The organism is Janthinobacterium sp. LM6 (assembly GCF_002002885.1).
Taxonomy (GTDB): Bacteria; Pseudomonadota; Gammaproteobacteria; order Burkholderiales; family Burkholderiaceae_D; genus Janthinobacterium; species Janthinobacterium kumbetense.
The window spans coordinates 4566449-4590634 of sequence record NZ_CP019510.1 but is presented as its reverse complement, the minus strand read 5'-3'; the positions used below and the strand labels follow the sequence as shown (position 1 = coordinate 4590634).

The following is a 24186-nucleotide window of genomic DNA, read 5'->3' as shown; positions in this document are numbered from 1 at the left end:
GTGTGCCGAAGCTGTTAAAATGCTGCTAATGGATGTGATCGCAATTTAACAAGCAAGGAAATACGATGGCTAAGAAAGAAGAACTCGATCCGGAAACCCTGGAATTGATCAACTGGTGTATCGAAGTCGAAGGCTTCCTCGTGGCCGGCGGCGCCACCGTGGCGCAGGCGCAGGACCACATTGAAGAGCAGGTCGAGTGGTTCACCGACCAGTTCTACGACGGTTTGACGCCGGAAGAGGCGGCCAAGGAAGCCTTGGCCTGAGCTGTCAGTCAGACTTCAGCAAGACATATGCGGGCGGTGCCTGCCGGGCATCAGCCTGGTAGCGCCGCCCGCTTTGCTTTTCTGAAAAGATTTCCATATGGAAATTGTTTATAATTCCACATTTTATTCTTTACCCAGGCTCCCATGACTCTCCGTTCGCGCATTCTCCTCCTGTGTTTCAGCACCTTGCTGGGCATCGTCCTCATCGCTTCCTTCTCCCTGTATTCGCTGCGCCAGACCATGATGGCGGAAAGGGTCGAGCAATTGACGGTGCTGGTGGAATTGGCCAATGCCTCGGTGGAAAAGGCGTATGCGCTGGAACAGTCTGGCAAGCTCACGCGTGAGCAGGCCCAGCAGCAGGCCAAGCTGGCCATCGGCAGCTTCGTCAAGGACGAAATGTATTATTTCGTGCGCGATTTCAGCACGGACTTGCTGTACGTACATCCCAATCCTGCGCGCATCGGCACGCCGCAAAAGAACATGAAACAGTCGGGCGACCGCTACCGCGTGGCCCTGGCCAGCAGCCGCATCGGCCTGGTGCAGGCGGACGGTACGCGTCCCGGCGTGAAGGACCCGGTGGCAAAAATGTATGCCGTGGTGAAATTTGCGCCGTGGGATTGGCTGATCGGCACGGGCACGTATATCGATGACATCAACCACAAGTTCTGGGCCCAGGCGGGCGTGCTGCTGGCCATCGGCGGCGCGCTGATGCTGGTGGTGGGCGCCCTGGCGGCCCTGATGCTGCGCCGCATCCTGGGCCAGCTCGGTGGCGAACCCGACTATGCTGCGGCCATCGTGGCGCAAATCGCCCAGGGCGACCTGACGACGCAGATCGATACGCGTCCCGGCGATACATCCAGTCTGTTGATGGCGATCAAGGCCATGCGCGATAACCTGGCGCACCTGGTGAGCCAGGTGCGCAACGATGCGGAATCCATTTCCACGGCGTCGGGCGAGATCGCTTCCGGCAACCACGACCTGTCGGCGCGCACGGAGCAGCAGGCGGGCTCGCTGGAAGAAACGGCATCGACCATGGAAGAAATGACCTCGACCGTGCGCCAGAATGCGGACAATGCGCGCCAGGCCAACCAGCTGGCCATTTCTGCCTCGCAAGTGGCGACGCAGGCGGGCGGCGTGGTGAGCCAGGTGGTCGACACCATGGGCGCCATCAATGCCTCGTCGAAGAAGATCGGCGACATCATCGCCGTCATCGACGGCATCGCCTTCCAGACGAATATCCTGGCCCTGAATGCGGCCGTGGAAGCGGCGCGCGCGGGCGAGCAGGGCCGGGGCTTCGCCGTCGTCGCCAGCGAGGTGCGCAACCTGGCGCAGCGCTCGGCCGCGGCCGCCAAGGAAATCAAGCAGCTGATCGACAGTTCCGCCGAGCAAGTGGGCGCCGGTGAAAAACTGGTGGCGCTGGCGGGCGAGACGATGGAAAAAGTCGTTTCCAGCGTGCAGCATGTGACCGATATCGTGGCCGAGATTTCCTCGGCCAGCGCCGAGCAGAGCGCCGGCATCGAACAGATCAACCAGGCCATCGTCGAGATGGACAACATGACGCAGCAAAACTCGGCCCTCGTCGAGCAGGCGTCGGCGGCGGCGCAAGCGATGAACGAGCAGGCGGCGGGGCTGGCGCAGATCGTCAGCGTGTTCAAGGTGGGCGCAACGGCGCCGGCGGCGGCAGCGCTACAGCGCAGCGTGCCTGCGGCGCGCCGCCTGGCGCGCTAAGCGCTTTTTTCTGTCATTGGGGAACTTAACTCCGGCTCACCTGTCCAACTTTCTTCGTCCGCAAGGGATGCACAGAAGAGGTGAGCATGACAGACGGTTTTTCCTATCACGCGGCGTTCGCCCGCAACCTGGGCTGGGTCACGCAAGCGGAGCAGGACAGCTTGCGCGGCAAGCGCGTGGCCATCGCCGGCATGGGCGGCGTGGGCGGCGTGCACTTGCTGACCCTGGCGCGGCTCGGCATCGGCGCCTTTCACATCGCCGATTTCGACACCTTCGATATCGCCAACTTCAACCGCCAGGCCGGCGCCATGGTGTCCACCCTGGGCCAGCCCAAGGTGGCGGTGTTGGCGCAGATGGCGCGCGATATCAATCCCGAACTTGATATTAAACAATTTCCAGACGGCATACACGACAGCAACCTGGCCGAGTTCTTCGCCGGTGTCGACCTGTATGTGGACGGCCTGGATTTCTTCGCCTTTCCCGCGCGCCAGGCCACTTTCGCCACTTGCGCCCGCCTGGGCATCCCCGCCATCACGGCCGCGCCGCTGGGCATGGGCACGGCCGTGCTCAGCTTCCTGCCGGGCGGCATGACGTTCGAAGAATATTTTGGCTGGGGCGACTTGCCCGAGGAAGAAAAAGCCCTGCGCTTTCTCGTCGGGCTGGCGCCGGCCGGCTTGCATGCTCCCTACCTGGTCGACCCGTCGGCCATCAACCTGAAGGAGCGGCGCGGCCCGTCGACCATCATGGGCTGCCAGCTGTGCGCGGGCGCGGCCGCCACGGAAGCCTTGAAGATCCTGTTAAAGCGGGGCAAGGTGATGGAGGCGCCGCACGGCATGCATTTCGACGCCTACCGCAACAAGCTCGTGCATACCTGGCGTCCCGGCGGCCACCGTCATCCGCTGCAACGGCTGACGATGGCCATCATCCAGCGGCGCCGCGCCGCGCAGGGGGCATAAATGGCGCAAGCACTGCCAATCGATCCCGTGCTGGAAAACATCCTCGAGCAGGCGCGTTGGGCGCCCAGCGGCGACAACACGCAGCCGTGGCGCTTTGAAGTCGTGGCGCCGCGCCATGTCGTCGTGCACGGTTTCGATACGCGCAGCCACTGCGTGTACGACCTCGACGGCCATCCCAGCCAGCTGTCGCTGGGCGCCTTGCTCGAAAGCATGGCACTGGCGGCCAGCAGCCATGGCTTGCGCATGGAAGCGCGCCGGCGCCTGTCCATGCCCGACACCCTGCCTACCTTCGATGTGCGCCTGGTCGACAGCCCCGGCATGCTGCCCGATCCGCTGGCGGCCTTCTTGCCGCAGCGCAGCGTGCAGCGGCGCCGGCTCAGCACGCGCAGCTTGCGCGCCAGCGAAAAGGCGGCGCTGGCGGCCAGCTTGCCGCCCGGCTACGGCGTGCAGTGGTTCGAAAGCGGGCGCGCGCGCCTCGCTTGCGCGCGGCTGATGTTCGACAATGCGAAGCTGCGCCTGACCATGCCCGAAGCGCACAAGGTGCACCGCGACGTGATCGAGTGGGGCGCGCGCTACAGCACCGACCGCATTCCGGAGCAGGCGCTGGGCGTCGACGCGATGACGGCGCGTTTGATGCGCTGGGTCATGCACAGCTGGCGCCGCGTGGATTTTTTCAATACCTGGCTGGCGGGCACCGTCGCGCCGCGCCTGCAGATGGACTTGCTGCCGGGCTTGTATTGCGCCGCGCATTTCGTGCTGCTGGCCGACGCGTCGCCGCGCCACATCGACGATTACGTGGCGGCCGGGCGCGCCATGCAACGCTTCTGGCTGACGGCCACGCAACTGGGCTTGCAATTGCAGCCGGAACTGACGCCGCTGATCTTTGCCCGCTATGTGCGCGAACGGCGCGCCTTTTCGCGCACCGATGGACTGCAGGAGCTGGCGCAGGAACTGGCCGTGCGGTGCCAGGCCGTGCTGGGGGCGGCGGCGTTGGATCGGGCCGTGTTTCTCGGGCGCATAGGCGCCGGCCCGGCGCCCAGTGCGCGCTCGCTGCGCCGTCCGCTGCAAGACTTGCTGGTGGCGCCAACGGCGGGGCAGTGAGGCGCGCGTGACGCCATGCGCGCCTAGCGGTCTCGTCAGCGCCGCCGCCGAGGCGCCAGGCAGGCCAGCGCCAGCAGGCCGGCCGCCAGCAACGGCAAGGTGCCCGGCAGCGCCATTGGCGTGACGCCTGGCACATAGGCAAGTTCGGAACTGTTCAGCATGTTCAACACCAGCGTGTAGCTGCCGGCCGCCAGTCTGTCCGTGACGGCGCCATACTGCCCGCCGCACGTCGTGCCGACGCCCGTGCCCGTGGGCGTGCCGCAGCCGCTGGGATCGTAGGTGAACACGCTGCCGCTGGTGAGCGGCGTTTGCGCGTAGCCCGTATTGAGGCTGGCCGCATCGGCCAGTTCGGTGCCGCCCAGGATGCCGGAGCCGAGCTTGCCGTCGGGCGCCCAGCTGAAGACGATCTGGCCATGTTCATCGATAATGCTAAACGTCATCGCCATATTCGTCGTGGCCGCCGAGCCCGTGCCGGCCAGCGCGTCCAGGTACAGCTGCATGAAGGGCAGGGCCTGGAAGTCGAAGGCCAGGGTCGCGCCCGGTTGGCCGACGACGAAATTGACGGTCATCGCGGTGCTGGAACCGTTGCGCCCCGAGGCGTCGGCGCTGCCGCCGCCCGTCAGGAAGGTTTCTGCCGCGTTCACGGTATGCGTGCTGGTCGAGCCCGGTGGGAAAGGCGGAATTTGCGAGGCGACGATTTGCGCCTCGCCGCGCGCATACGAAGCGTTGCCCATGCCTTGCGGGGTAAAGTCGTTTTCTCCCTTGGTGACGGCGCCGCGTTTCGCCTGCGGCGCGTCGATCTCGTTGCTGCCGCCATTGATGACGCTGCTGCCATTGAGCGTGGCGGTGGTGCGCGACAGGTCGATGTTGCTGAGCAGACTGACGGAGCCGGAGGGATTGCTGATGACCAGGCCAAAGACGCTGGTGTACGAATAGCCGTAGGCGGCGGCGCTGGCAGTGCCGCTGCTGGCCAGCAATAGCAAGCTCAGCAGGAGCATGGGCAATCGGGTACAAGAAAATATAGTCATGAAAATCCTCATCTCCTGGTCGGCCGCGTTGTAAGGAAAACCGACAGGCTTGCCACATGAAAAAGGCGAGGAGATTCCCTCGCCTGTGCATCCCCCTGTTGCCTGGTTCAGGCGCTAACCTTGCGGCGGCTGGCATAGCCCAGGCCTGCCAGACCCAGGCCCAGCAGCGCCAGGGTGCCCGGTTCCGGCGCCTGCTTGACCAGGTCCACGCTCTCCACCGCATTCAAGGTCAAGGTGTAGTTGCCGGCCGCGAGGGCATTGCTGACGGCGTTGAAGTTGCCGCCGCAAGTCGTGCCCACGCCGGTGCCGCTAGGCGTGCCGCAACCGGTGGGGTTATACGTAAACAGGTTGCCGCGCGTCAGGAAGTTGGTCGCCAGGCCGGTGTTCAGGTTGGCTGCATCGGCGTTCTCCGTGCCACCGAAGATGCCGGAGCCGACGACGCCATCGGGCGTCCAGTTGAAGACGGTCGCGCCGGTCGAGTCGGTGATGGTGATGGTCATCACCAGGTTGGCCGTCGCGGTGGACAGTTGTCCCACTGTGCTTTGCAGGAAGACTTGCATGAATGGCGAGGAGAAGAAGTCAAAGCTCAGCGTTGCCGTGGGCGAACCGACGACGAAGTTGACGGAGAAGCCCGTGGTCGAGCCGTTGCGGCCGGACGCGTCGGCCGTGCCGGCTGGGCCGGCCAGGTGGGCCTCGGCCACGTTCACCGCCTGCGTGGAGGTGGAGCCGGGCGGGAACGAGGGAAACTGCGTGCTGACGATCTGCGCATCGCCGCGCGAAAAGTTGCCCGAGGCGCCTTGCTGCGTGAAGTCGTTCTCGCCCTTGGTCACGGCACCGACGGCGGCGCGGGGCGAGTCGAGCAGACCGGGACCGCCATTGATGACGCTGACGCCATTCAGGGTGGCCGTGGCGCGCGAGATCGTGGTGCTGTTCAGGGCGGTGATCGAGCCCGTGGCGGCGACGATCTGCAAGCCGAAGATGTTGTTGTAGGCGTAGCCATAGGCACCCGCCTGTGCGCTACCGGCGGCGCACAACATGGCCAGTGCGGCCGCGGCCGGAAGCAGTTTCAGTTTCGAGAGTTTCATTGTATTCACCTCGTGGTTGAGTGAGTCTGGAAGTGTTGCCTGAGCCCTGTCTGCAGGTGCTCATGGCCAGACTTAAGCGACTTCCATGCCAACGCATGAGGCTCTTTTGAAATCAAGGACTTGGCGTGCTTTTGTTGACGTGGTGCAGGTGCTGCGGGACGCGCTGTAAGAAAAGCCGACGCCGCCCGTCAAGGCTGACCGCCTTGCGGCGGAGGATCCAGCAGGGCGTGCATATGGGGCAGCAAGCGTTGCCCAGGCACATAGTCGCGCATGGCCGTGGCCAGCTGGCGCGCCGCCAGCCTGGCCCGGCCATCGTCGAGCATGCGCGTGGCGGCATGGCGCAGGGCGGTTTCCTGGAAGCGGTCGGCGCGCAGCAGCAGGCCTGCGCCGGTCTCCGCGATGCCGTGCATGTTGAGGAATTGGTCGAGGTTGCCGGCGATGCCGATGACGGGCACGCCTGCCGTCAGCGCCTGCTGGCTGGTGGGGCTGCCGCCGTTGCAGATCACCAGGCTGGCGCGCCGGGCCGCCGCGTCGCCCGGCAAGAAGGGCGCGACATGGGCATTCGGCGGCACGGCATCGACGCGGCTGGTGCCGGCCGTGGCCGCCAATACGGTGACGGGCAGGGGCGCCAGCGCGCGCAGCACGCGCGGCAGCAATTGCCCCTGGCCGGAGCTGCCCAGGGTGACGTAGATGATGGGCCGTCCGCTGCTCAGTTCCGGGCGCTGCCACCAGTCCGGCAAGTCGAGCGGCGGTGCCCAGATGACGGGCCCCAGGTAGTCGTGCGTGGACGGCATGGCGTGCGGCGGGAACAGTTGCGGAATATCCGCGTACAAGGTGCGGTCCGCATCCGTATAGATGCGCCGCAGGTCGCTGCCCAGCGAGGGCAGGCCATGGCGGCGGCGCACGCGGTTCAGCGGCACGGCATGCGCGGCGAAGGCCAGCGGGCGGATCAGGCGGAACAGGGGCGCTGCCAGCCAGATGGGCAGCAGGCTGGTCAGGGGCAGGCTGGGCACCGTGTAGTGCTGGCGCACCCAGGGACTCCAGTAGGCATTGCTGACGGTAAGGTAGGGAATGCGCTGCAGGCGCGCGCTGACGGACAGCGACAGGCGGAAGTCGCCGATCACGAGATCGGGCTGGACGGCATTGAGCAGGCGCAAGTCGTCTTCCACATAGGCGTGCAGGGTGCTTTCCGTGTAGACAGGCTTGCCGTGCGCCAGCGCCTGCAGGAATTGTAGCGATGAAATACTGTCGATGCGCCAGCGGCGAAAGGGCGCTTGCTTGAAGCAAAAGTCATAGCCATCGGCGCAGGCAAAATGCACCTCATATTTGTCTTCGTCGAGTCCCTGGGCCAGGCTCAGGGGGCGGCCGACATGGGCCAGGGTCACTGCCTCGGCCATAAAGAGGATTTTCTTGCGCGCCATGGGGATCGCTTGCACTCGCAGGAGAGAGACCTGCCAGGTTGGAGTGGCGCCGCGCCGTTTAGTTCCCGCAGCGGCTTGCCACTGGCGGGCGCCAGGATTTGGCCGCATCGGCTAGAGTGGGACAAAGGAGGTCACATGCAAACACAATTCCGTCCTGCCCCGTTGCGCGCGCACAGCACGCCCGAACCCGATATGCCGCCACCGCCGGAAGGCGACCCCGTCACGCCGCCGCAAACGCCGCCCCACATCGAGCCCGTGCCCGTCGAGGAGCCGACGCCGCCGCCACCGCCCGTGAAAATGCACTGACGGGGCGCGGTGCGCCGCCGGCATGGCGGTGGCGGGGAGGGGCGCGCCGCGTTTATTTCCGATCGGAAATGGACTGCCCGGCGGCTGCCAGCGCCACGCCATTTAAACAACAAAAACGCCAATAAATGTTGCCGAGTGGATACAAATCAAGCTCTAACTGTCGAGTGTCATGCGGCCGTCACGATTCTGTTCTTATAATGAGACATCATAAAAATTCTTGTACAGGAGACCATCGTGGGCAATTCCTTGCATAACAAAATTTACCTGGGCCGGCGCCCTGTGATCACCAGCAAAAACCTCGTGGCGCTGGCCCTGGCGGGCGCCGTGGCGGGTTGCGGCCTGGCATGGCTGCTGCTGCGCAGCTACAAATAACGGTCGTCGCGCCCGTGTTTCCGCCGCCTGGCCGCCTGGCGGGCGGCGGTAGATTCACGTTGCCTGTTGCCGATGCGCAGCGGGGCGCGTACCATGGGGGCCGAACACCTGGCCTTTTATGGAAAAGTAATGAAGAACGAGAAATTAACGACCGATGAATATGACGCGCTGGAGCAAGTTGCACGCGGCATCAAGACCGAGCGCCCCAGCGCTTGCGTTGCCCGCAATGCCAAGCGCCTGTCCGGCCTGAAGCTGCTCAGCTATGCGCGCGATGGCCGTCTGTCCATCACGGATAAAGCGCAACAACTGCTGTTCCTGCGCCGCTGCATCATGGGGCTGCGCGCCGTGGCCGCCGATCCGCTGACCAAGCTGGACACGGAAGTGGCTTACTTCCTGGGCAAGAAAGCCCACATCGTGGCGCGCGCCGAAGGCGAGGGCCATGACATTTCCGACAAGGGCCGCGACTCGCTGGCCGATATCGACACCCTGGGACTGTAACAAGCTGTCCCTGCCGCCGGCCCCTGGGGCCGGTTTTCACATCTTCCCTCACTTTTAATTTCCCCCTTTGGAGAACACTTTGGACAGCGCGATGAACTGGTCGGCCCACGAACTGACGATGACGGTCTTGATGACGCCCGATATGGCCAATTTTTCCGGTAACGTGCACGGTGGCACCATCCTGAAATACCTCGACAGCGTTGCCTATGCCTGCGCCAGCCGCTATTCGGGCAGCTACGTGGTCACCCTGTCGGTGGACCAGGTGATGTTCCTGCAGCCTATCCACGTGGGCGAGCTGGTGACGTTCCTCGCGTCGATCAATTACACGGGCACGACATCGATGGAAGTGGGTATCCGCGTGGTGACGGAAAACATCCAGCAGCGCCTGGTGCGCCACGCCAACAGCTGCTATTTCACGATGGTGGCCGTGGATGCCAATCGCAAGCCCGTGGCCGTGCCGCCGCTGGCGCTGGAGACGCCGGAGCAGCAGGTGCGTTTCGAGCAGGCCAAGCTGCGCAAGCTGTCGCGCCAGAAAGTGTCGAAGAAATAAAGCGTTGCGGGCATAAAAAAACGGCCGCCAGAGCGATCTGGCGGCCGTTTTTTATTGCTTGCCGCCCGTTGGCGGCATGGCGTCGTGATTAACGGTCGCCGTAGCTGCGGCGTGCGCCGTCGGTGCTGCGCGGGTTCGAACCCTTGTAGCCGCCGCCGGTGCTAGGAGCGCCGTCTTTACGCGGTGCGCCTGGCTTGCTGAACGTGCGTTGGCCTGGCTTCGCGCCGCCACGGTTGTCGCCTGGTTTCCAGCCGCCTGGACGGGCGCTCGAACGTGGTGCCGATGCCGTTTTCTTTGGCTCGAAACCTTCGATGACATTGACCGGGATCAATTGCTTGGTGAAGCGTTCGATGCGCTTGACGTTCATGCCTTCAGCGTGGTTCACCAGCGAGATGGCCAGGCCATTGCGGCCAGCGCGGCCGGTACGGCCGATGCGGTGGACGTAGTCTTCCGGGAACTTCGGCAGATCGTAGTTGAACACGTGGGTGATCGTTGGCACGTCGATGCCGCGGGCGGCAACGTCGGTGGCAACCAGCACTTTGACCTGGCCGCGGCGCATGCCGTCCAGGGTGCGGTTACGCGCGCCCTGATGCATGTCGCCGTGCAAGGCGGCAGCCGAGAAACCGGCGATGTTCAGACGGTCGGCGATGGTGTCGGCGTCACGCTTGGTGGCGGTGAATACAACAGCCTGGTCCAGGGTTTCGTCGCGCAGCAGGTGGTCCAGCAGGCGATTCTTGTGCGACAGGTCGTCGACGAAGTGGACGCGCTGCGTGATGTTTTCATGCTTGTTGCTCGAGCTTGCCACCTGGATGACCAGCGGGTTCTTCGTGATGCGGCGGGCCATGTTGCCGACCACGCCGTCCAGCGTTGCCGAGAACAGCATGGTCTGGCGGCCTTCCGGCGTCGCTTCGACGATTTTTTCGATGTCGTCGATGAAACCCATGTCCAGCATGCGGTCGGCTTCGTCCAGCACCAGAATTTCCAGTTGCGAGAAGTCGATCTTGCCCGAGTCCATGTGGTCGATCAGACGGCCAGGGGTCGCGACCAGAATCTCAGGATTCTTGGCCAGCAATTGCATCTGTTTAGGGTAAGGCATGCCGCCCAGGATCGACACAGCCTTGATGCGGCGGATGCCGGTGCTGTACTTGTCGGTGTTGGTGGTCACTTGCAGGGCCAGTTCGCGCGTTGGCGTCAGCACCAGCATTTTTGGCTGGGCAGCCTTGAAGCGTGGACGCTCGCCGCGGGCGCGCGATGCTTGCATTTCCTGGTTTGGCGTCTTGCCGGCGGCGCTTTGTTCGGCGCTGGCCAGTTTGTGCAGCGATGGCAGCATGAAAGCTGCCGTCTTGCCCGAACCGGTCTGCGACGAGACCAGCAGGTCACGGCCCTCGATCGCGGCGGGAATCGCTTGCGACTGTACCGCGGTTGGCGCGGTGTAGCCCGATTCGGTCAGAGCGGCGATGATGGACGGATGCAGGCCTAAGGATTCAAATGTCATTCTTTTTCTTTCGTGAAAATCAGCGTTCTTGCAAAAAGCAGAACGCAAAATAGCAACGCCAACCAAAACGAAATGACTCAACTAGAAAGAAATTTCGGCACAAAAGCTTTGCGCCGGGACGGTGTCAGGTGCGACACACAAGGCGGGAGGGCTTTATTAAGCGGCATCCTGTGGATGCGCTAAGGCTTGCGAAGCTGCTAAGTTTGTAGTGCATGTAACTGCGGTGTTGCCATCGCTTCAAGGAAACATATTGCAGCGCACAACGACACTATACCGTATTTGCTGCCGTTTTGCACGGCTTAAATGGGAAGAAACGACAGTCCTACCACGTTTTGATCATGTTTCCTACGTGAAATCAGTAAGAATACGTAGTTTTCTTCCGTTTAATGGAGCATGGCCACGATGTCGGCGGGCAGCGGCGGCGCCTGTCGCGTTTCCCTGGCCAGGTTGATTTGCCGGGCCGCTTGCGCCACGTCGACCAGGTGCCAATTACTCTACTTCGGGATTGACGGCCATCACTTGCGAAAAGCCGCCATCGACGTAGGTAATCTCGCCCGTGATGCCGGAAGCCAGGTCGGACAGCAGGAAGGCGGCCGTGTTGCCCACTTCTTCGATGGTGACGTTGCGCCGCAGCGGGGCGTGTTCGGCCACAAAGCCCAGCAGCTTGCTGAAATCCTTGATGCCGGAAGCGGCCAGGGTCTTGATGGGGCCGGCCGAGATGCCGTTGGCGCGGATGCCGCGCGGGCCCAGCGACTCGGCCAGGTAGCGCACGGACGCTTCCAGCGACGCCTTGGCCAGGCCCATGGTGTTGTAGTAGGGCACGGCGCGCATGGCGCCCAGGTAAGTCAGGGTCAATACGCAGGCGCCCGGATGCAGCAGGGGCAGAGCGGCCTTGGCCATGGCGGGAAAGCTGTAGGCGGAAATGTCGTGCGCGATGCGGAAGCTGTCGCGCGACAGGCCGTCGAGGAAGTCGCCGGCAATCGCTTCGCGCGGCGCGAAGCCGATGGCGTGCACCAGGCCATCCAGGTGTTCCCAGTGGCGTGCCAGGTCGCGGAAGACGGCGCTGATCTGTTCATCGCTGGACACGTCGCAGTCGAAGACCAGTTCGCTGCCGAATTCCGCCGCAAATTCCGTGATGCGCTCCTTGAAGCGTTCGCCCACATACGTGAAGGCGAGGGTGGCGCCTTCGCGGTGGCAAGCCTTGGCGATGCCATAGGCGATGGAACGGTTCGACAGCAAGCCCGTGATGAGGATTTTTTTGCCTTGCAAGAAAGCCATGACGACTCCTGTCTGGGTAGGTGGGCGGGTAAGGCGGATGTGCAACCGGCCGCGACAGCAAGGCTGTGGCGGCCGGTGAGGTAGGTCAATACAGCTCAGGCGATCAGTGGCGGGCCTTGGCGCGACTGTTGCCGCCGCCGCGCTGGATGCGCGGTTTCACCAGGGAAATTGGCGCGGCTTGCACCTTGCCGCCCTTGGCGGCGCGGCGCAGTGCCTTGGCGGCCCGTTCCGGACGGTCCGCTTCCAGCAGCATGGTGGCGCTGTCGGCGATTTCCTGGGTGATGTCCTTGTTCATCGTCGCCGAGGTTTTCGGCACGAGGATGGTGGAACCGGCGCGCAGGCTGGTGCGCTGGGGAATGTTGTTGGCCTGGCGCAGCACGTCGGCCGTGGTGCCGAATTTCGACGCCAGGGTTTCGATGCGTTCGCGCGCATTCGTGATCTTGTGCGTCGTCCAGCTCGACAAGGCATGGCCCCATTGCGCCAGGTTGGTGGTGAACTTGGCAGCGTTTTCCTGTGGCAACAGAATCTTGGTCTTTTCGCCGCCGATGATGACGGGGCGGTTGAATTGCGGATTCAAGGCCTTGAATTCATCCATCGACAGCTCGGCCAGCTGGGCGGCGACGGTGATGTCGATGTCGCTGGTCTTGTCGATGGCCGTGAAGTAGGGCTGGTTGTCGACCACGGGCAGGGTCAGGCCGAACTGGGCCGGATTGGCGATGATGTTCTTGACCGCTTGCAATTTCGGCACGTAGTTGCGCGTTTCGGCCGGCATCAGGTCGGCCAGGCTTTCGAAGTCGGTCGGCTTGCCCAGCGCCTGGTTTTTCTTGATGGCGCGCTGCACCGAGCCTTCGCCCCAGTTGTAGGCGGCCAGGGCCAGTTGCCAGTCGCCAAACATGTCATACAGGCGCTGCAGGTACGTCAGGGCCGCATCGGTCGAGGCCAGCACGCCGCGGCGCTCGTCCTTGAACATGTTTTGCTTGAGGTTGAAATCGCGCCCCGTGGCGGGCACGAATTGCCACATGCCGGCCGCATTGGCGCTGGAGAACGCTTGCGGGTTGAAGGCGGACTCGATGAACGGCAGCAAGGCCAGTTCCGTCGGCATGCCGCGCTTTTCCAGTTCCTGCACCACGTGGAAGATGTAGCGCGAGGCGCGCGCCGTCGTGCGGGCGATGTAGTCGGGGCGGGTGGCATACCAGTTGACGTGGTTGGCCACCAGCTGGTTGTTGATGTCGGGAATCGCATAGCCGCTGCGGATGCGGCCCCAGACGTCGGCTTCGCGCAGCGGATCGGAATTGTCGCTGAGGTTTTTCAGCAGGCGGTCGGTCTTTTGCAGGCGGTTGTCGAGGGTGGGGAGTTTCGCCGTGACCTGGGCGGTCATCGGGATCAGGGCGGGTGCGGCGGCGGCGACTGGCGCGTTATCGCTCTCAACACCGGCTTCGTACGCCTGGCTGAGGGCGGGCGCAAGCGCCAGGGCCAACGCCGCCAGGACGGTAGATTTAAAGGAGTTTTCGTGCATAGTGTTCCATTGTTGTCGTCGGAGAAACATCGGACAGACCCATGATTCAGGTGCGAGTGTACGTATATCCACATGCAGGAGTCAAGAATTATGTCAGCATGATGACAGGAAATAAGCGGCAATAAGCGGGTAACGGCTGAGTTTCCATTCGCAAATGCTGTCATTATTGCAAATTTAATTTGCCCAATGCGTGATTCGGCCGCTGTTATAGCATACATGGCGTAGAGGCTGGCGCAAGCTTGGCAGCCGTCCGGTATGAGACTGCGCAAAGAGTGCGTACAATTTGGCTTTGGCCGGCCATTCGGCTGCCGGCCGCCTTATTGATAGAGAGTCAAGCATATGAACACCCCGCCGCGCCACGACGACGACAACGCCGTCATCATCGACAATACCGTTGCCTGGCTGGAAAAGGCCGTGATCGGCCTGAACCTGTGCCCGTTCGCCAAGGCCGTGCACGTCAAGAAGCAGATCCGCTACGTGGTGTGCGAATCGGGCAATCCCGAAGATTTGCTGGCGCTGCTGATGGACGAGCTGCAAATCCTGGCCGACACGGACCCCGAGCAGATCGACACGACCCTGCTGATCCATCCATATACCCTGAACGATTTCCTCGACTACAACGAGTTTCTCGACGTGGCCGACGCGGCTGTGGAAGACATGCACCTGGCGGGCGAACTGCAGGTGGCCAGTTTCCACCCGAACTACCAGTTTGCCGAGACGTTCGAGGACGACATCAGCAACTACACCAACCGTTCGCCCTACCCGACCCTGCACCTGCTGCGCGAAGACAGCATCGAGCGCGCCGTCGAGGCCTTCCCGGAAGCATCGGAAATTTTCGACAAGAATATTGCCACACTGGAAGCGCTGGGCACCGAAGGCTGGGAAAAACTCGGCTTGCCGAAGGTGTCTTGATGGCGGACAAGGAATTGCCGCTGCGTCCAGACACACCCTGCGTGGCCGTGTGCTCGACGACCTTCGATGAAATCTGCCGCGGCTGCGGCCGCAGCGTGGTGGAAGTGGCCCACTGGGTGTCGATGACGGATGAAGAGAAGGAAGTGGTGTGGGTGCGGATTCTTTCTCAAGGGTATCCGCGCCGGAATACTTGAGTCGACCCAACGGCAACTGCTGGGGTCAGACCCCCTCACATGTCGGCGATGACTTTTGTGTCAACGGCGTTGAGGGTCTGACCCCGGTACTTTTGACGCTAGCGATTAATAGCTGCCAATGAAATCTTTCTTGCCGACTTCGATGCCGTTATGGCGCAGGATGTCGTACGCCGTCGTCGCGTGGAAGAAGAAGTGCGGCAGCGCGTAGTGGAATAGATAGGTCTGGCCCGTGAAGTGCTTGGTCTTTTCGCCGCTGCCGGTGGTGATGGCGCGCGTTTCGCTGCCGTCGATGTCCGCTTGCGGCAGGCTTTCCAGGAAGGCGATGGTTTTCACGATGCGCGCCTTCAGCTCTGCAAAGCTCTGTTCGCTGTCTTCATACGGCGGCACGGCCACGCCGGCCAGGCGCGCGCCGCAGCCCTTGGCGAAGTCGCTGGCGATCTGGATCTGGCGCACGAACGGCAGCATGTCCGGGAACAAACGGAATTGCAGCAGGGCGTTCGGGTCGATTTTCTTGTCTTGCGCGTGCGTTTCCGCCTTGTCCAGGATGGCGGCCAGGCTGCCCAGGATCTGTTTGAAGACGGGGATCGAAGCGGAGTAGATGGAGAAGGTCATGATGGTTCCTCTAGGTAAAGTGGCGCGATGATAGCAAGCTGCGCGCTTTTCTGCTGGCGCCGGCCTGGCGCGCCTGCCCGCGTGTGGTTTTTCAACCCTGTTTATATGACATCAGGTAGCCGCTGGCGCGTGTTTGTTGGTGACTTTCCCCGCTTTTTGCATGCATAATTGCTCCTGATAAAGATTCGTCCCGCCTCGCCACCCGATTCCCCTGTAAAGTCAATGATCGCCCGCCTGATCCCTGTTGCCCTGTTGCCGCATGTTTAATTCACCTTCTCAGCGCCTGCGCGCCAGCCTGCGCGTGCTGTACGGCTCGTCGATCTATGGCGCCTTGCTGCTGGTGGTATTTGGCGGACTGGTCGTGCCCGCCATCTTCGGCAGCTATGTGCTGGTCGGCGTGCATGAGCGCCAGTCGGCGCGCACCAGCCTGAACGAGGCCTTGCAGCGCAATGCCGACATCCTGGCGCTGGGCATGCAGGAGTCGTTGTGGAACATGAATGCGGAATCGGCCCACTCGCTGGTCGAGTCGGTGATGCGGGACCGCTCCGTGCTGCTGGTGAAGGTGCTGGGGCAGGGCGACACGGAATTCATCCGCCTGCAGGCGCCGCAGCGGCCCGTGGGCAATCTGTACCGCGCCGAGCGCGACATCCTCGTGCGCGGCGAACGCATCGGCCACGTCGTCGTCGAAATGGACGATGCGCGCAGCCAGCAGGAGCTGCGCGAAAAGCAGATATCCTATATTTTCGTGCTGGGCGCGCAACTGGCCGTGTCGATGGCGCTGATCGTGCTGTTCCTGAACCGCCGCCTGCTCAAGCCCCTGCGCCGCTTGACGCGCTTTTCCGACCGCCTGTCGCACGGCGATTTCGACACGCCCCTGGCTTCGCACAGCAATGACGAACTGGGTCGCCTGACGGCCCAGCTCGAGCAAATGCGCGCGGCCATCGGCCAGCTGTTCGAGGACGTGGGCCAGCGCGAAGAACGTTTCCGCACCATCGTCACGCAGGTGCCGGGCGCCGTCTTCCGCTACCGGCCAGACGGCCCCATCGATTTCGTCAGCGATGCCATCGAGGAAATTTCCGGCTATTCGGCGCGCCAGTTCATGCGCGGCACCACGCATGCCTGGGCTGACCTGATCTGCCCGGAAGACCGCCGCGAGCACCGCCGCGCCGTGCGCCAGGCGGTGCTTGAGGTGCGGCCGTATGCGCTGGAATACCGCATCGTCGACGCTTTCGGCATCGAACGCTGGGTGGCCGAGAATGGCCAGCCGCAGGCGGGCGAGCAGGGCGTCATCTGGGTCGACGGCATCATTGCCGACATCAGCCAGCGCAAGCACCACGAGATGCGCATCGAAGCGCTGCTGACGGAGCAGAGCGCGATTCTGGACAACGTGATGTTCGGCGTGATGTTCGTGCGCCACCGCCGCATCATTTCCGTCAATCGCCGCTGCGAGGAGCTGTTCGGCTACGACCATGCCGAGATGACGGGCCGTTCGACGTCCATCGTGTTTGCGAGTGCGTATGACTTCGAGGACGCGGGCGAGCGCCAGTATCCGGCGCTGGCCCAGGGCGGCGATTTCAGCGAGGAGCGCCAGTACCAGCGGCGCGACGGCAGCCTGTTCTGGGCGCTGGTCAGCGGTTGCGCGCTCGATCCGCTGCGCCCCAATGAAGGCAGCATCTGGGTGTATGCCGACATCACGGCGCGCAAGGAAGCCGAGGAAAAGCTGCGCCTGTCGGCCACCGTGCTCGAACATATCGCCGACGGCGTGATGGTGGTCGATGCCAGCGGCATCATCGTCACCGTCAATCCCGCCTTCACGCAGATCACCGGCTATGCCGAGACCGAAGCGGTGGGCCGGCACTCGTCGCTGACACGCTCGGCGCGCCACGATGCGGCGTTCTACGAAGCCATGTGGGACGAATTGAAGGCCAGCGGTTTCTGGCGCGGCGAAATCTGGCACCAGCGCAAGAACGGCGAACTGTACCTGGAGTGGCTGACCATCAGCGCCGTGCGCGACACGCACGCCACCACCACGCATTACGTGGGCGTGTTCAGCGACATCACCCTGATCAAGGAATCGCAGGAAAAGCTCGACCACATGGCCCACCACGACCCGCTGACGGCGCTGCCGAACCGGCTGCTGTTCCACGACCGCCTGCAGCACGCCTTGCTGCGCGCCGCGCGCGACCAGGAGCAGCTGGCCGTGCTGTTCATCGACCTGGACCGATTCAAGAACGTCAACGACACCCTGGGCCACCATGTGGGCGACGAATTGCTGCAAAAGGTGGCCGGCCAGCTAGCGGCCCGCCTGCGCGAAGGCGACACCCTGGCGCGCCTGGGCGGCGACGAGTTCATCGTCCTGCTCGAGCGCGTCGACGGCGAATATGGCGCGACGCAGGTGGCGGAAAAGCTGATGACCATGTTCGACCAGCCGTTCACGGTGGCCGACCATGAATTGTTCGTTACCTGCAGCGTAGGCATCAGCCTGTATCCGGACGATGCGCTGGACTTGAACATGCTGATCCGCAATGCCGACGTGGCCATGTACCAGGCCAAGGCGCGCGGGCGCAACGGCTACCGCTTCTATGCGCCGTCGATGACGGGCGAAGGCGTCGAACGGCTGCGCCTGGAAACCTTCTTGCGCCGCTCGCTGGAAAAGAACGAGATGTTCCTGAATTACCAGCCGCAGGTGGAAATCGACACGGGCCGCCTGGTCGGCGTCGAGGCGCTGGTGCGCTGGAACCACCCGGAACTGGGCCTGGTGCCGCCCGTGCGCTTCATTCCGCTGGCCGAGGACAGCGGTTTCATCAACCAGCTGGGCAAATGGGTGCTCGACGAGGCGTGCCGTCAGATGATGCGCTGGCAGGCGCAGGGCTTGCACGTGCCGAAGATGGCCGTCAACCTGTCGGTAAAACAGTTCGAACGGGGCAGCATTGCCGGCATGGTGGCCGATATCTTGAAGGAAACGGGGCTCGAACCGCAGCGGCTGCAGCTGGAAGTGACGGAGTCCGTGATCATGAACACGGGCGACGCCCTGGGCTTCATCAACGATTTGCACGCCATCGGCGTGGGTTTGGCCATCGACGACTTCGGCACCGGCTATTCCTCGCTCGCGTATCTGAAACAGCTGCCCGTGCAGACGCTGAAGATCGACCGCTCCTTCATCAAGGATATCTCGACGGACGTCAACGACGAGGCGATCGCGATTGCCATCATCCAGCTGGGCAAGAGTATGCAATTGTCGGTGATCGCCGAAGGCGTGGAAACGGAAGAGCAGGCCGCCTTCCTGCTGCGCCATGGCTGCAAGCTGGCGCAAGGTTATTTTTATAGCCGTCCGGTGCTGGCACAGGATATGCTGGAGCGCTGGACCGATCCGCTGGATCGACCACTAACTAATTAAAGGGTATCCCATGGCCGGAGAAAAAAACACGTCGCGCCGCCGTTTCCTGCTCGGCGGCCTGGGTCTCGGCGTGGCCGGCGTGGGCGCCCTGGTGCTGGGCTGGGGCGTGCTGCCGCCGCGCCAGCGCCTGCATGGCAGCGCGCCGCTGCCGTTGCGCGATGGCGCCGTGGCCTTGAACGGCTGGCTGGCGATTCAATCAGACGGCACGGTGCTCCTGGCCATGCCGCGCAGCGAGATGGGGCAGGGCGTGCATACGGCCCTGCCGATGCTGGTGGCCGAGGAACTCGACGTGCCTTTGAGCAGCGTCAAGCTGATCCAGGCGCCGATGGATAAAATCTTCGGTAATGTCGCCATGCTCAAGGACAGCCTGCCGTTCCACCCGGACGACCAGGGCCGCCTGAAGGCGCTGGCGCAGTGGACGGTGGCCAAGGCCGCGCGCGAACTGGGCGTGATCGTCACGGGCGGCTCGTCGAGCGTGAAGGATGGCTGGGGGCCCATGCGCGAAGCGGGTGCGTCGGCGCGCGCCATGCTGGTAGGCGCCGCCGCTGCGCAGTGGCAGGTGCCGCCCGCGCAATGCCGCACGGAAAATGGCGCAGTGCTCCACCCGGACGGACGGCGCGCCAGCTACGCCAGCCTGGCGCAGCGCGCCGCCGGCATCGATCCGGGCACGCCCGTGCTTAAATCCCCCAAGGATTTCAAGCTGATCGGCCAGCCGGCGCCGCGCCGCGACACGCCGTCCAAAGTCAATGGCAGCGCGCGTTTCGGCATCGATGCGCGTCCGCCCGGCATGCTGTATGCGGCCCTGCATCTGCCGCCGCGCCTGGGGGATGTTTTGGCCGCGTTCGATGCGGCACCCATACTCGCCATGCCGGGCGTGAAAAAGGTGGTGGACCTGACGCCGCAGCTGCCACAGCGCGGCACGTCGGTCACCTCGTGCGCCGCCGTGGTGGCCGACACCTGGTGGCGCGCGAAACAGGCGGCCGCCGCCTTGCCGACGCAGTGGAGGGCCGGTCCGCAGGCGAACTTGTCCAGCGCCGGCGTGTATGCGGAGTTTGCCCGCCTGCTGGACACCGAAGCGGGTTATGCCTACCACGCCAGCGGCGAGGTGGAGAGTAAAGCCGTGCAGGGTTTGCGCAGTATCAAGGCCGAATACCGCGCGCCCTTCCTCGCGCACGCCGCCATGGAACCCGTCAACTGCACCGCGCAAGTCAAGGATGGCAAGGTGATGCTGTGGATCTCGACGCAGGCGCCCGGCATCGCCGTCGACGTGGCGGCGAAAGTGGCCGGCGTCGATGCGCAGGATGTGACGATCGAGGTGCTGCTGCTCGGCGGCGGTTTCGGCCGCCGCCTGGAAGTGGATATGGTGGCCCAGGCCGTCGCCATCGCGCTGCAGTGCGGCGGCGCGCCCGTGCAGCTGGTGTGGACGCGCGAGCAGGATACGCAGCACGATATGTACCGTCCCGCCGCGCTGGCGCGGTTTGCGGCCCGTCTCGACGAACACGGCCGCATCGCGTCCTGGGACAACAAATCCGTCAGCGGTTCCATCACGCACCAGTTTCTGCAGCGCAATTTCGGCTTGCCCGGCGCGGGGCCGGACAAGACCACGGCCGAAGGCGAATTCGACATGCCGTATGAAATCGCCAACCAGCGCATCGCCCACGTGATCGCCGACAGTGCCGTACCGGTAGGTTATTGGCGGTCCGTGGGGCATTCGCACAATGCATTCTTCAAGGAAAGCTTTATCGACGAACTGGCGCACGCGGCAGGGCAGGACGGCGTCGCCTTCCGCCGCGCCATGCTGGTGCAGCATCCGCGCCACCTGGCCGTGCTCGATGCGGCCGTTGCCAGGGCGGGCAGTCCTCCGCCCGGCCATGCGCATGGCGTGGCCTTGCACCAGTCGTTCGGCAGCATCGTCGCGCAAGTGGCGCAAGTGTCCGTGGAAAATGGCGAAATCCGCGTGCAGCGCGTGGTGTGCGCCATCGATTGCGGCATCGCCGTCAATCCGAACATCATTGCCCAGCAGATGGAGTCGGCCGTGCTGTTCGGCCTGTCCGCGGCGCTGGGCGGCGAAATCACGTTCCAGGAAGGCAAAGTCGAGCAAAGCAACTTCCACGACTATCCCGTGCTGCGCATGGGGCAAACGCCCGAGGTGGAAACCGTCATCATCGCCAGCGCCGAACATCCGGAAGGCGTGGGCGAGCCCGGTACACCGCCGATCGCGCCGGCCGTGGCCAACGCCGTGTTCAGCTTGACGGGGAAACGGCTGCGCAGCCTGCCGCTGCGCCTGGGGTGATGTTTAATCGGCCAGGGTGGCGGCCAGTAAGTGGCGCAGATTGCAGTCGCGCTGCCAGTCGCGCCGCTCCTGCGTGCTGCCGGCCAGCGCCGCCAGTTCCTGCGCGCTGAGCGCCTGCTGCGCCTGCACCATGCGGTGCGCCAGGCCGCCGTCGGGCAGCACGGTGCCGAAGAAGGCCACGTTGTCGTCGTGCTGGATCAGCAGGGTGGGGAAGTTGTCGATGTCGAGGTCGCCCACCACGTCGGCCTGGTCTTCGATGTCGACCCAGACGAAGACGGTGTCCGGGTGGCGCGCGGCCAGTTCCTCGAACGTGGCGCGGTAGCTGCCGCAAGTGCCGCACCACAGCGCGCACAGGCAGGCCACCGTCCAGCGCGGGCCGGCCAGGGCTGCCGCGACGTCGGCGCGGTTATCGGTCGTGAGGGTCAGGCTGTGCATGGTTGTATCTATTCAGTAGGGCGATGGGCGCCGGGCGCCCGATGCGCGTATTCTACCGCGCCCGGCGACGCCAGTCGCGGGAATGCATGAGCTTGTTTATCCGTGTTTTTTGATGCAACGCACCTTTCTGGTGGATAATGCTGGTAATTGCGCGCTGATTACGCTGGTCCATGCTGTTTCCTGGCCCCGCAGCCTGACCCCTCCAGTCTGTTTTCATGCCCTGCCCGGTGTCAGCGCTCCCGCCTTTATTTATTTTTATTATGGAATTAGCCAGCTTATGTTGAGTTACCGCCACGCCTTTCACGCGGGTAATCACGCCGATGTGTTGAAACATTATGTGCAGATTCAGTTGTTGCAATATCTGAATCAAAAAGATACCGCCTATAGTTATATCGATACCCATTCCGGCGCGGGCGTGTATGCGCTCGACGGCGGTTATGCGTCGAAAAATGCCGAGTACGAAACGGGCATCGCGCCCCTGTGGGACCGCACGGACTTGCCGGCCTCGCTGGCCGAGTACATGAAGCTGATCAAGGAAATGAATCCGAGCGGCAAGATGCGCTATTACCCGGGTTCGCCGTACTGCGCCGACAAGGTCAGCCGCGAGCAAGACCGTCTGCGCCTGTTCGAGCTGCATCCTGCCGATGCAAAAATTCTGGCCGACAACTTCCGCAAGGTCGAGGCGCATGCGCTGGCCCAGGGCGAGCGTCCCACCGTGCGCGGCAAGCGCGTCATCATCACCAAGGCGGACGGCTTCCAGAGCCTGAAAGCCCTGCTGCCGCCGCCATCGCGCCGCGCGCTGGTGCTGATCGACCCGCCATACGAAGACAAGATGGATTACCGCAAGGTCAAGGATACCCTGGCCGACGCCCTCGTGCGCTTCCCGTCGGGCATGTATGCCGTCTGGTACCCGGTACTGCAGCGCATGGAATCGCGCCAGTTCGCCGACAAGCTGAAGCAACTGCCCAGCTCGGACTGGCTGCACGTGACCCTGACGGTGAACACCCCGTCGCCGGACGGTTTCGGCTTGCACAGCAGCGGCATGTTCATCCTGAACCCGCCATACACCTTGGAACCGATGTTGCGCGAAGTCATGCCGTACCTCGTGAAAGTATTGGGCCGTGACGATGGCGCCAAGTTCGTGTTGGAAACGGGCAAGGGCGGACAGAAAAATACGGGAACAAGAAGAGTGTAATCCTACTTGTCTTGGTAGGGCTGTAATAAAAAACGCCACGGGTAATTGCCCGTGGCGTTTGTGTTTACTGTCCTAACAGCAAGAACACGGTCGGTTTCTTGTGGAAGTCAGGTGCCTTGCCGGCAGCCAATTGTTTCTTCCACTGTCCGCCATTCCACGTTTGCACGCTTTCCGTGTCCAGGCTCAGGTCGGTGGCGACGCAGATCAGGGTCGATGGCGCGCATTGGGCTACCAGCGCTTCGAGCATGGCGGCGTTGCGGTACGGCGTTTCGATGAACAGCTGGGTCTGCTTTTCATTGCGCGAACGCACTTCCAGTTCCTTGATGCGCTTGGCGCGCAGGGCCGCATCCGTGGGCAGGTAGCCGTTGAAGGCGAAGCTCTGGCCGTTCAAGCCGCTGGCCATCACGGCCAGCAGGATCGACGACGGGCCCACCAGCGGGCGCACTTTAATGCCGTGCTGATGCGCCAGGCGCACCAGGTCGGCGCCGGGGTCGGCCACGGCGGGCACGCCCGCCTCCGACACGAGGCCCGCATCGCGCCCTGCCAGCAGGGGTGCCAGCAAGCCGGCCAGCGCTTGCGCGGGGGTATTCACGTTGAGTTCGGAAATCGTGATTTCCTGCAGCGGCTTGGCCAGCGGATGCTGGTTGCCGATCAATTTCAGGAAGGCGCGCGCCGTCTTGGCGTTTTCCGCAACGAAATAATCGAGCTGCGACGTGATCTGCCGTACTTGCTCCGGAATGATGCGGGACAGCGGGTCGATGGCGCCATCGGACAGGCCGAGGTGGTTGGGGATCAGGTACAGGGTGCCGGTCATATTCTTCTTGTCGGTAATTTAAATGGTGAAAAACGCCACGCCCGCCTTGCGCAGCATGCCGGTGAGGGCGATCAGCGGCAAGCCGGTGAGGGCGGTCGGGTCGGTGCTGTCGATGCGTTCGAGCAGGGCGATGCCCAGGCCTTCGTTCTTGGCGCTGCCGGCGCAGTCGTACGGCTGCTCGATGCGCAGGTAGGCGTCCAGCTCGGCATCGGGCAAGTCGCGCACGGTGACGAGGGTTTGCACATCTTCCACTTGCGCCACAGGCGCCGCCTGGCGCCCGTCCAGCAGGCATAGTGCCGTGTGGAACACGGTCTGGCGCCCGCGCATGGTTTGCAGTTGCAGCAGGGCATTCGCATGGTTGCCGGGCTTGCCGATCTGCGCGCCATCCAGGGTGGCGACCTGGTCGGAGCCGATGACGAGGCTGCCAGGATGGCGGTCGAGCACGGCCTGTGCCTTGGCCTGGGCCAGGCGCAGGGCCGTGGCGCTGGGGCTTTCGCCTGGCAGGGGGCTTTCGTCGAGATCGGGCACGGCGACTTCGAAAGGCAGGCGCAGGCGTTCCAGCAATTCCTTGCGGTAGGTCGAACTCGATGCAAGAATCAAGCGCAATGGGGCGGAAGTTGGTATCATTCGGTAGTAGATGGCGGCCGGCATGGCCGCGCTGGTCGATGTCAGTGGAATTTCACGCAAATTCCAGGGCGCAGAGCCCCTGACTGAGGCTCCATGCGGCATGACGGTGT

General features: G+C 63.6%; 24 protein-coding genes. 13 read left to right on the top strand and 11 right to left on the bottom strand.

Annotation, left to right across the window (positions count from 1 at the left end; genetic code table 11):
• The first annotated feature begins 65 nt into the window (after positions 1–65).
• The 4 genes from BZG29_RS20085 (at position 66) to BZG29_RS20070 (ending at position 4048) form a co-directional block, all read left to right on the top strand.
• Entirely contained in the window at positions 66–263 is a 198-nt protein-coding gene (locus BZG29_RS20085; protein ID WP_010399555.1) for a hypothetical protein, read from the top strand.
• A gap of 144 nt (positions 264–407) precedes the next feature.
• Positions 408–1991 (top strand): methyl-accepting chemotaxis protein, encoded by a 1584-nt coding sequence (locus tag BZG29_RS20080; RefSeq protein WP_077406773.1) that lies wholly within the window; start codon positions 408–410, stop codon positions 1989–1991.
• Between the two features lie 86 nt (positions 1992–2077).
• Positions 2078–2947, top strand: a complete 870-nt coding sequence (locus tag BZG29_RS20075; protein WP_077406770.1) for a ThiF family adenylyltransferase — start codon at positions 2078–2080, stop codon at positions 2945–2947.
• The gene (locus BZG29_RS20070; protein ID WP_077406767.1) at positions 2948–4048 is read left to right on the top strand and encodes a nitroreductase family protein; all 1101 of its coding nucleotides are present in this window, start codon (positions 2948–2950) and stop codon (positions 4046–4048) included.
• Between the two features lie 35 nt (positions 4049–4083).
• Here the strand turns inward: BZG29_RS20070 and BZG29_RS20065 are convergent, their stop codons facing one another.
• The 3 genes from BZG29_RS20065 to BZG29_RS20055 form a co-directional block, all read right to left on the bottom strand.
• Positions 4084–5076, bottom strand: coding sequence for an EDSAP-1 family PEP-CTERM protein (locus BZG29_RS20065; protein WP_077406764.1), 993 nt, complete (start codon positions 5074–5076; stop codon positions 4084–4086).
• 107 nt (positions 5077–5183) lie between these two features.
• Positions 5184–6161 (bottom strand): EDSAP-1 family PEP-CTERM protein, encoded by a 978-nt coding sequence (locus BZG29_RS20060; RefSeq protein ID WP_077406761.1) that lies wholly within the window; start codon positions 6159–6161, stop codon positions 5184–5186.
• Positions 6162–6349: 188 nt separating this feature from the next.
• Entirely contained in the window at positions 6350–7582 is a 1233-nt protein-coding gene (locus BZG29_RS20055; protein ID WP_077406758.1) for a glycosyltransferase, read from the bottom strand.
• A gap of 135 nt (positions 7583–7717) precedes the next feature.
• On the opposite strand from BZG29_RS20055, the gene BZG29_RS28230 reads away from it, so the two are divergent.
• The 4 genes from BZG29_RS28230 to BZG29_RS20045 all read left to right on the top strand — a co-directional run bounded on the left by BZG29_RS28230 (position 7718) and on the right by BZG29_RS20045 (position 9308).
• The gene (locus BZG29_RS28230) at positions 7718–7888 is read left to right on the top strand and encodes a hypothetical protein (protein WP_171985074.1); all 171 of its coding nucleotides are present in this window, start codon (positions 7718–7720) and stop codon (positions 7886–7888) included.
• A 246-nt stretch (positions 7889–8134) separates the two neighbouring features.
• Positions 8135–8260 (top strand): hypothetical protein, encoded by a 126-nt coding sequence (locus tag BZG29_RS28700; protein WP_257218939.1) that lies wholly within the window; start codon positions 8135–8137, stop codon positions 8258–8260.
• 129 nt (positions 8261–8389) lie between these two features.
• The gene (locus BZG29_RS20050) at positions 8390–8758 is read left to right on the top strand and encodes a hypothetical protein (RefSeq protein ID WP_077406755.1); all 369 of its coding nucleotides are present in this window, start codon (positions 8390–8392) and stop codon (positions 8756–8758) included.
• Positions 8759–8849: 91 nt separating this feature from the next.
• The gene (locus BZG29_RS20045; protein WP_071326331.1) at positions 8850–9308 is read left to right on the top strand and encodes an acyl-CoA thioesterase; all 459 of its coding nucleotides are present in this window, start codon (positions 8850–8852) and stop codon (positions 9306–9308) included.
• An 88-nt stretch (positions 9309–9396) separates the two neighbouring features.
• Here BZG29_RS20045 and BZG29_RS20040 read toward each other — a convergent pair whose 3' ends face one another.
• The 3 genes from BZG29_RS20040 to BZG29_RS20030 all read right to left on the bottom strand — a co-directional run bounded on the left by BZG29_RS20040 (position 9397) and on the right by BZG29_RS20030 (position 13597).
• Positions 9397–10803, bottom strand: coding sequence for a DEAD/DEAH box helicase (locus BZG29_RS20040; RefSeq protein WP_077406752.1), 1407 nt, complete (start codon positions 10801–10803; stop codon positions 9397–9399).
• A gap of 489 nt (positions 10804–11292) precedes the next feature.
• The gene (gene fabI / locus BZG29_RS20035) at positions 11293–12081 is read right to left on the bottom strand and encodes an enoyl-ACP reductase FabI (RefSeq protein WP_077406749.1); all 789 of its coding nucleotides are present in this window, start codon (positions 12079–12081) and stop codon (positions 11293–11295) included.
• Between the two features lie 103 nt (positions 12082–12184).
• Positions 12185–13597, bottom strand: a complete 1413-nt coding sequence (locus BZG29_RS20030) for a transglycosylase SLT domain-containing protein (RefSeq protein ID WP_034779271.1) — start codon at positions 13595–13597, stop codon at positions 12185–12187.
• 339 nt (positions 13598–13936) lie between these two features.
• On the opposite strand from BZG29_RS20030, the gene BZG29_RS20025 reads away from it, so the two are divergent.
• A complete protein-coding gene (locus BZG29_RS20025) occupies positions 13937–14509 on the top strand; it encodes a DUF1415 domain-containing protein (protein WP_077406746.1) in 573 nt (190 codons plus the stop codon).
• Positions 14509–14703: a DUF1289 domain-containing protein gene (locus BZG29_RS20020; protein ID WP_077406743.1), complete on the top strand. Its 195-nt coding sequence runs from the start codon at positions 14509–14511 to the stop codon at positions 14701–14703. Before BZG29_RS20025 ends, BZG29_RS20020 begins: the two co-directional genes overlap by 1 nt.
• 105 nt (positions 14704–14808) lie before the next feature.
• Here the strand turns inward: BZG29_RS20020 and BZG29_RS20015 are convergent, their stop codons facing one another.
• Complete coding sequence (locus tag BZG29_RS20015; protein WP_171985073.1) at positions 14809–15315, bottom strand: DUF1993 family protein; 507 nt, start codon at positions 15313–15315, stop codon at positions 14809–14811.
• 259 nt (positions 15316–15574) lie between these two features.
• Here BZG29_RS20015 and BZG29_RS20010 point away from each other — a divergent pair, with 259 nt between their 5' ends.
• Together BZG29_RS20010 and BZG29_RS20005 are read left to right on the top strand one after the other, a co-directional pair.
• Positions 15575–18712, top strand: coding sequence for an EAL domain-containing protein (locus BZG29_RS20010; protein WP_077406737.1), 3138 nt, complete (start codon positions 15575–15577; stop codon positions 18710–18712).
• A 10-nt stretch (positions 18713–18722) separates the two neighbouring features.
• On the top strand, positions 18723–21005 hold the full coding sequence (locus BZG29_RS20005) for a xanthine dehydrogenase family protein molybdopterin-binding subunit (protein ID WP_077406734.1): 2283 nt from the start codon (positions 18723–18725) through the stop codon (positions 21003–21005).
• A 3-nt stretch (positions 21006–21008) separates the two neighbouring features.
• Here BZG29_RS20005 and BZG29_RS20000 read toward each other — a convergent pair whose 3' ends face one another.
• Both BZG29_RS20000 and BZG29_RS28225 read right to left on the bottom strand, forming a co-directional pair.
• Positions 21009–21440 (bottom strand): thioredoxin family protein, encoded by a 432-nt coding sequence (locus BZG29_RS20000; protein WP_077406731.1) that lies wholly within the window; start codon positions 21438–21440, stop codon positions 21009–21011.
• Positions 21441–21492: 52 nt separating this feature from the next.
• On the bottom strand, positions 21493–21774 hold the full coding sequence (locus BZG29_RS28225; protein ID WP_171984907.1) for a hypothetical protein: 282 nt from the start codon (positions 21772–21774) through the stop codon (positions 21493–21495).
• On the opposite strand from BZG29_RS28225, the gene rlmJ reads away from it, so the two are divergent.
• Positions 21718–22635, top strand: a complete 918-nt coding sequence (gene rlmJ / locus BZG29_RS19995; protein ID WP_070255356.1) for a 23S rRNA (adenine(2030)-N(6))-methyltransferase RlmJ — start codon at positions 21718–21720, stop codon at positions 22633–22635. The genes BZG29_RS28225 and rlmJ overlap by 57 nt on opposite strands.
• 64 nt (positions 22636–22699) lie before the next feature.
• Here rlmJ and BZG29_RS19990 read toward each other — a convergent pair whose 3' ends face one another.
• Both BZG29_RS19990 and BZG29_RS19985 read right to left on the bottom strand, forming a co-directional pair.
• Positions 22700–23449, bottom strand: coding sequence for an SAM-dependent methyltransferase (locus tag BZG29_RS19990; protein WP_077406727.1), 750 nt, complete (start codon positions 23447–23449; stop codon positions 22700–22702).
• Positions 23450–23467: 18 nt separating this feature from the next.
• On the bottom strand, positions 23468–24076 hold the full coding sequence (locus tag BZG29_RS19985; protein ID WP_077409205.1) for a Maf-like protein: 609 nt from the start codon (positions 24074–24076) through the stop codon (positions 23468–23470).
• Positions 24077–24186 lie beyond the last annotated feature (110 nt).

What these genes read in the sequence shown, in the direction of transcription:
- fabI (WP_077406749.1), bottom strand. Translation starts at nt 12,081, where the DNA reads ATGGCTTTCTTGCAAGGCAAAAAAATCCTCATCACGGGCTTGCTGTCG.
- BZG29_RS20075 (WP_077406770.1), top strand. Translation starts at nt 2,078, where the DNA reads ATGACAGACGGTTTTTCCTATCACGCGGCGTTCGCCCGCAACCTGGGC.
- BZG29_RS20065 (WP_077406764.1), bottom strand. Translation starts at nt 5,076, where the DNA reads ATGACTATATTTTCTTGTACCCGATTGCCCATGCTCCTGCTGAGCTTG.
- BZG29_RS20045 (WP_071326331.1), top strand. Translation starts at nt 8,850, where the DNA reads ATGAACTGGTCGGCCCACGAACTGACGATGACGGTCTTGATGACGCCC.
- BZG29_RS20000 (WP_077406731.1), bottom strand. Translation starts at nt 21,440, where the DNA reads ATGCACAGCCTGACCCTCACGACCGATAACCGCGCCGACGTCGCGGCA.
- BZG29_RS20085 (WP_010399555.1), top strand. Translation starts at nt 66, where the DNA reads ATGGCTAAGAAAGAAGAACTCGATCCGGAAACCCTGGAATTGATCAAC.
- rlmJ (WP_070255356.1), top strand. Translation starts at nt 21,718, where the DNA reads ATGTTGAGTTACCGCCACGCCTTTCACGCGGGTAATCACGCCGATGTG.
- BZG29_RS19985 (WP_077409205.1), bottom strand. Translation starts at nt 24,076, where the DNA reads ATGATACCAACTTCCGCCCCATTGCGCTTGATTCTTGCATCGAGTTCG.
- BZG29_RS20005 (WP_077406734.1), top strand. Translation starts at nt 18,723, where the DNA reads ATGGCCGGAGAAAAAAACACGTCGCGCCGCCGTTTCCTGCTCGGCGGC.
- BZG29_RS28230 (WP_171985074.1), top strand. Translation starts at nt 7,718, where the DNA reads ATGCAAACACAATTCCGTCCTGCCCCGTTGCGCGCGCACAGCACGCCC.
- BZG29_RS20020 (WP_077406743.1), top strand. Translation starts at nt 14,509, where the DNA reads ATGGCGGACAAGGAATTGCCGCTGCGTCCAGACACACCCTGCGTGGCC.
- BZG29_RS28225 (WP_171984907.1), bottom strand. Translation starts at nt 21,774, where the DNA reads ATGTTTCAACACATCGGCGTGATTACCCGCGTGAAAGGCGTGGCGGTA.
- BZG29_RS20060 (WP_077406761.1), bottom strand. Translation starts at nt 6,161, where the DNA reads ATGAAACTCTCGAAACTGAAACTGCTTCCGGCCGCGGCCGCACTGGCC.
- BZG29_RS20025 (WP_077406746.1), top strand. Translation starts at nt 13,937, where the DNA reads ATGAACACCCCGCCGCGCCACGACGACGACAACGCCGTCATCATCGAC.
- BZG29_RS19990 (WP_077406727.1), bottom strand. Translation starts at nt 23,449, where the DNA reads ATGACCGGCACCCTGTACCTGATCCCCAACCACCTCGGCCTGTCCGAT.
- BZG29_RS20055 (WP_077406758.1), bottom strand. Translation starts at nt 7,582, where the DNA reads ATGGCGCGCAAGAAAATCCTCTTTATGGCCGAGGCAGTGACCCTGGCC.
- BZG29_RS20080 (WP_077406773.1), top strand. Translation starts at nt 408, where the DNA reads ATGACTCTCCGTTCGCGCATTCTCCTCCTGTGTTTCAGCACCTTGCTG.
- BZG29_RS20050 (WP_077406755.1), top strand. Translation starts at nt 8,390, where the DNA reads ATGAAGAACGAGAAATTAACGACCGATGAATATGACGCGCTGGAGCAA.
- BZG29_RS20010 (WP_077406737.1), top strand. Translation starts at nt 15,575, where the DNA reads ATGTTTAATTCACCTTCTCAGCGCCTGCGCGCCAGCCTGCGCGTGCTG.
- BZG29_RS20070 (WP_077406767.1), top strand. Translation starts at nt 2,948, where the DNA reads ATGGCGCAAGCACTGCCAATCGATCCCGTGCTGGAAAACATCCTCGAG.
- BZG29_RS20015 (WP_171985073.1), bottom strand. Translation starts at nt 15,315, where the DNA reads ATGACCTTCTCCATCTACTCCGCTTCGATCCCCGTCTTCAAACAGATC.
- BZG29_RS20040 (WP_077406752.1), bottom strand. Translation starts at nt 10,803, where the DNA reads ATGACATTTGAATCCTTAGGCCTGCATCCGTCCATCATCGCCGCTCTG.
- BZG29_RS20030 (WP_034779271.1), bottom strand. Translation starts at nt 13,597, where the DNA reads ATGCACGAAAACTCCTTTAAATCTACCGTCCTGGCGGCGTTGGCCCTG.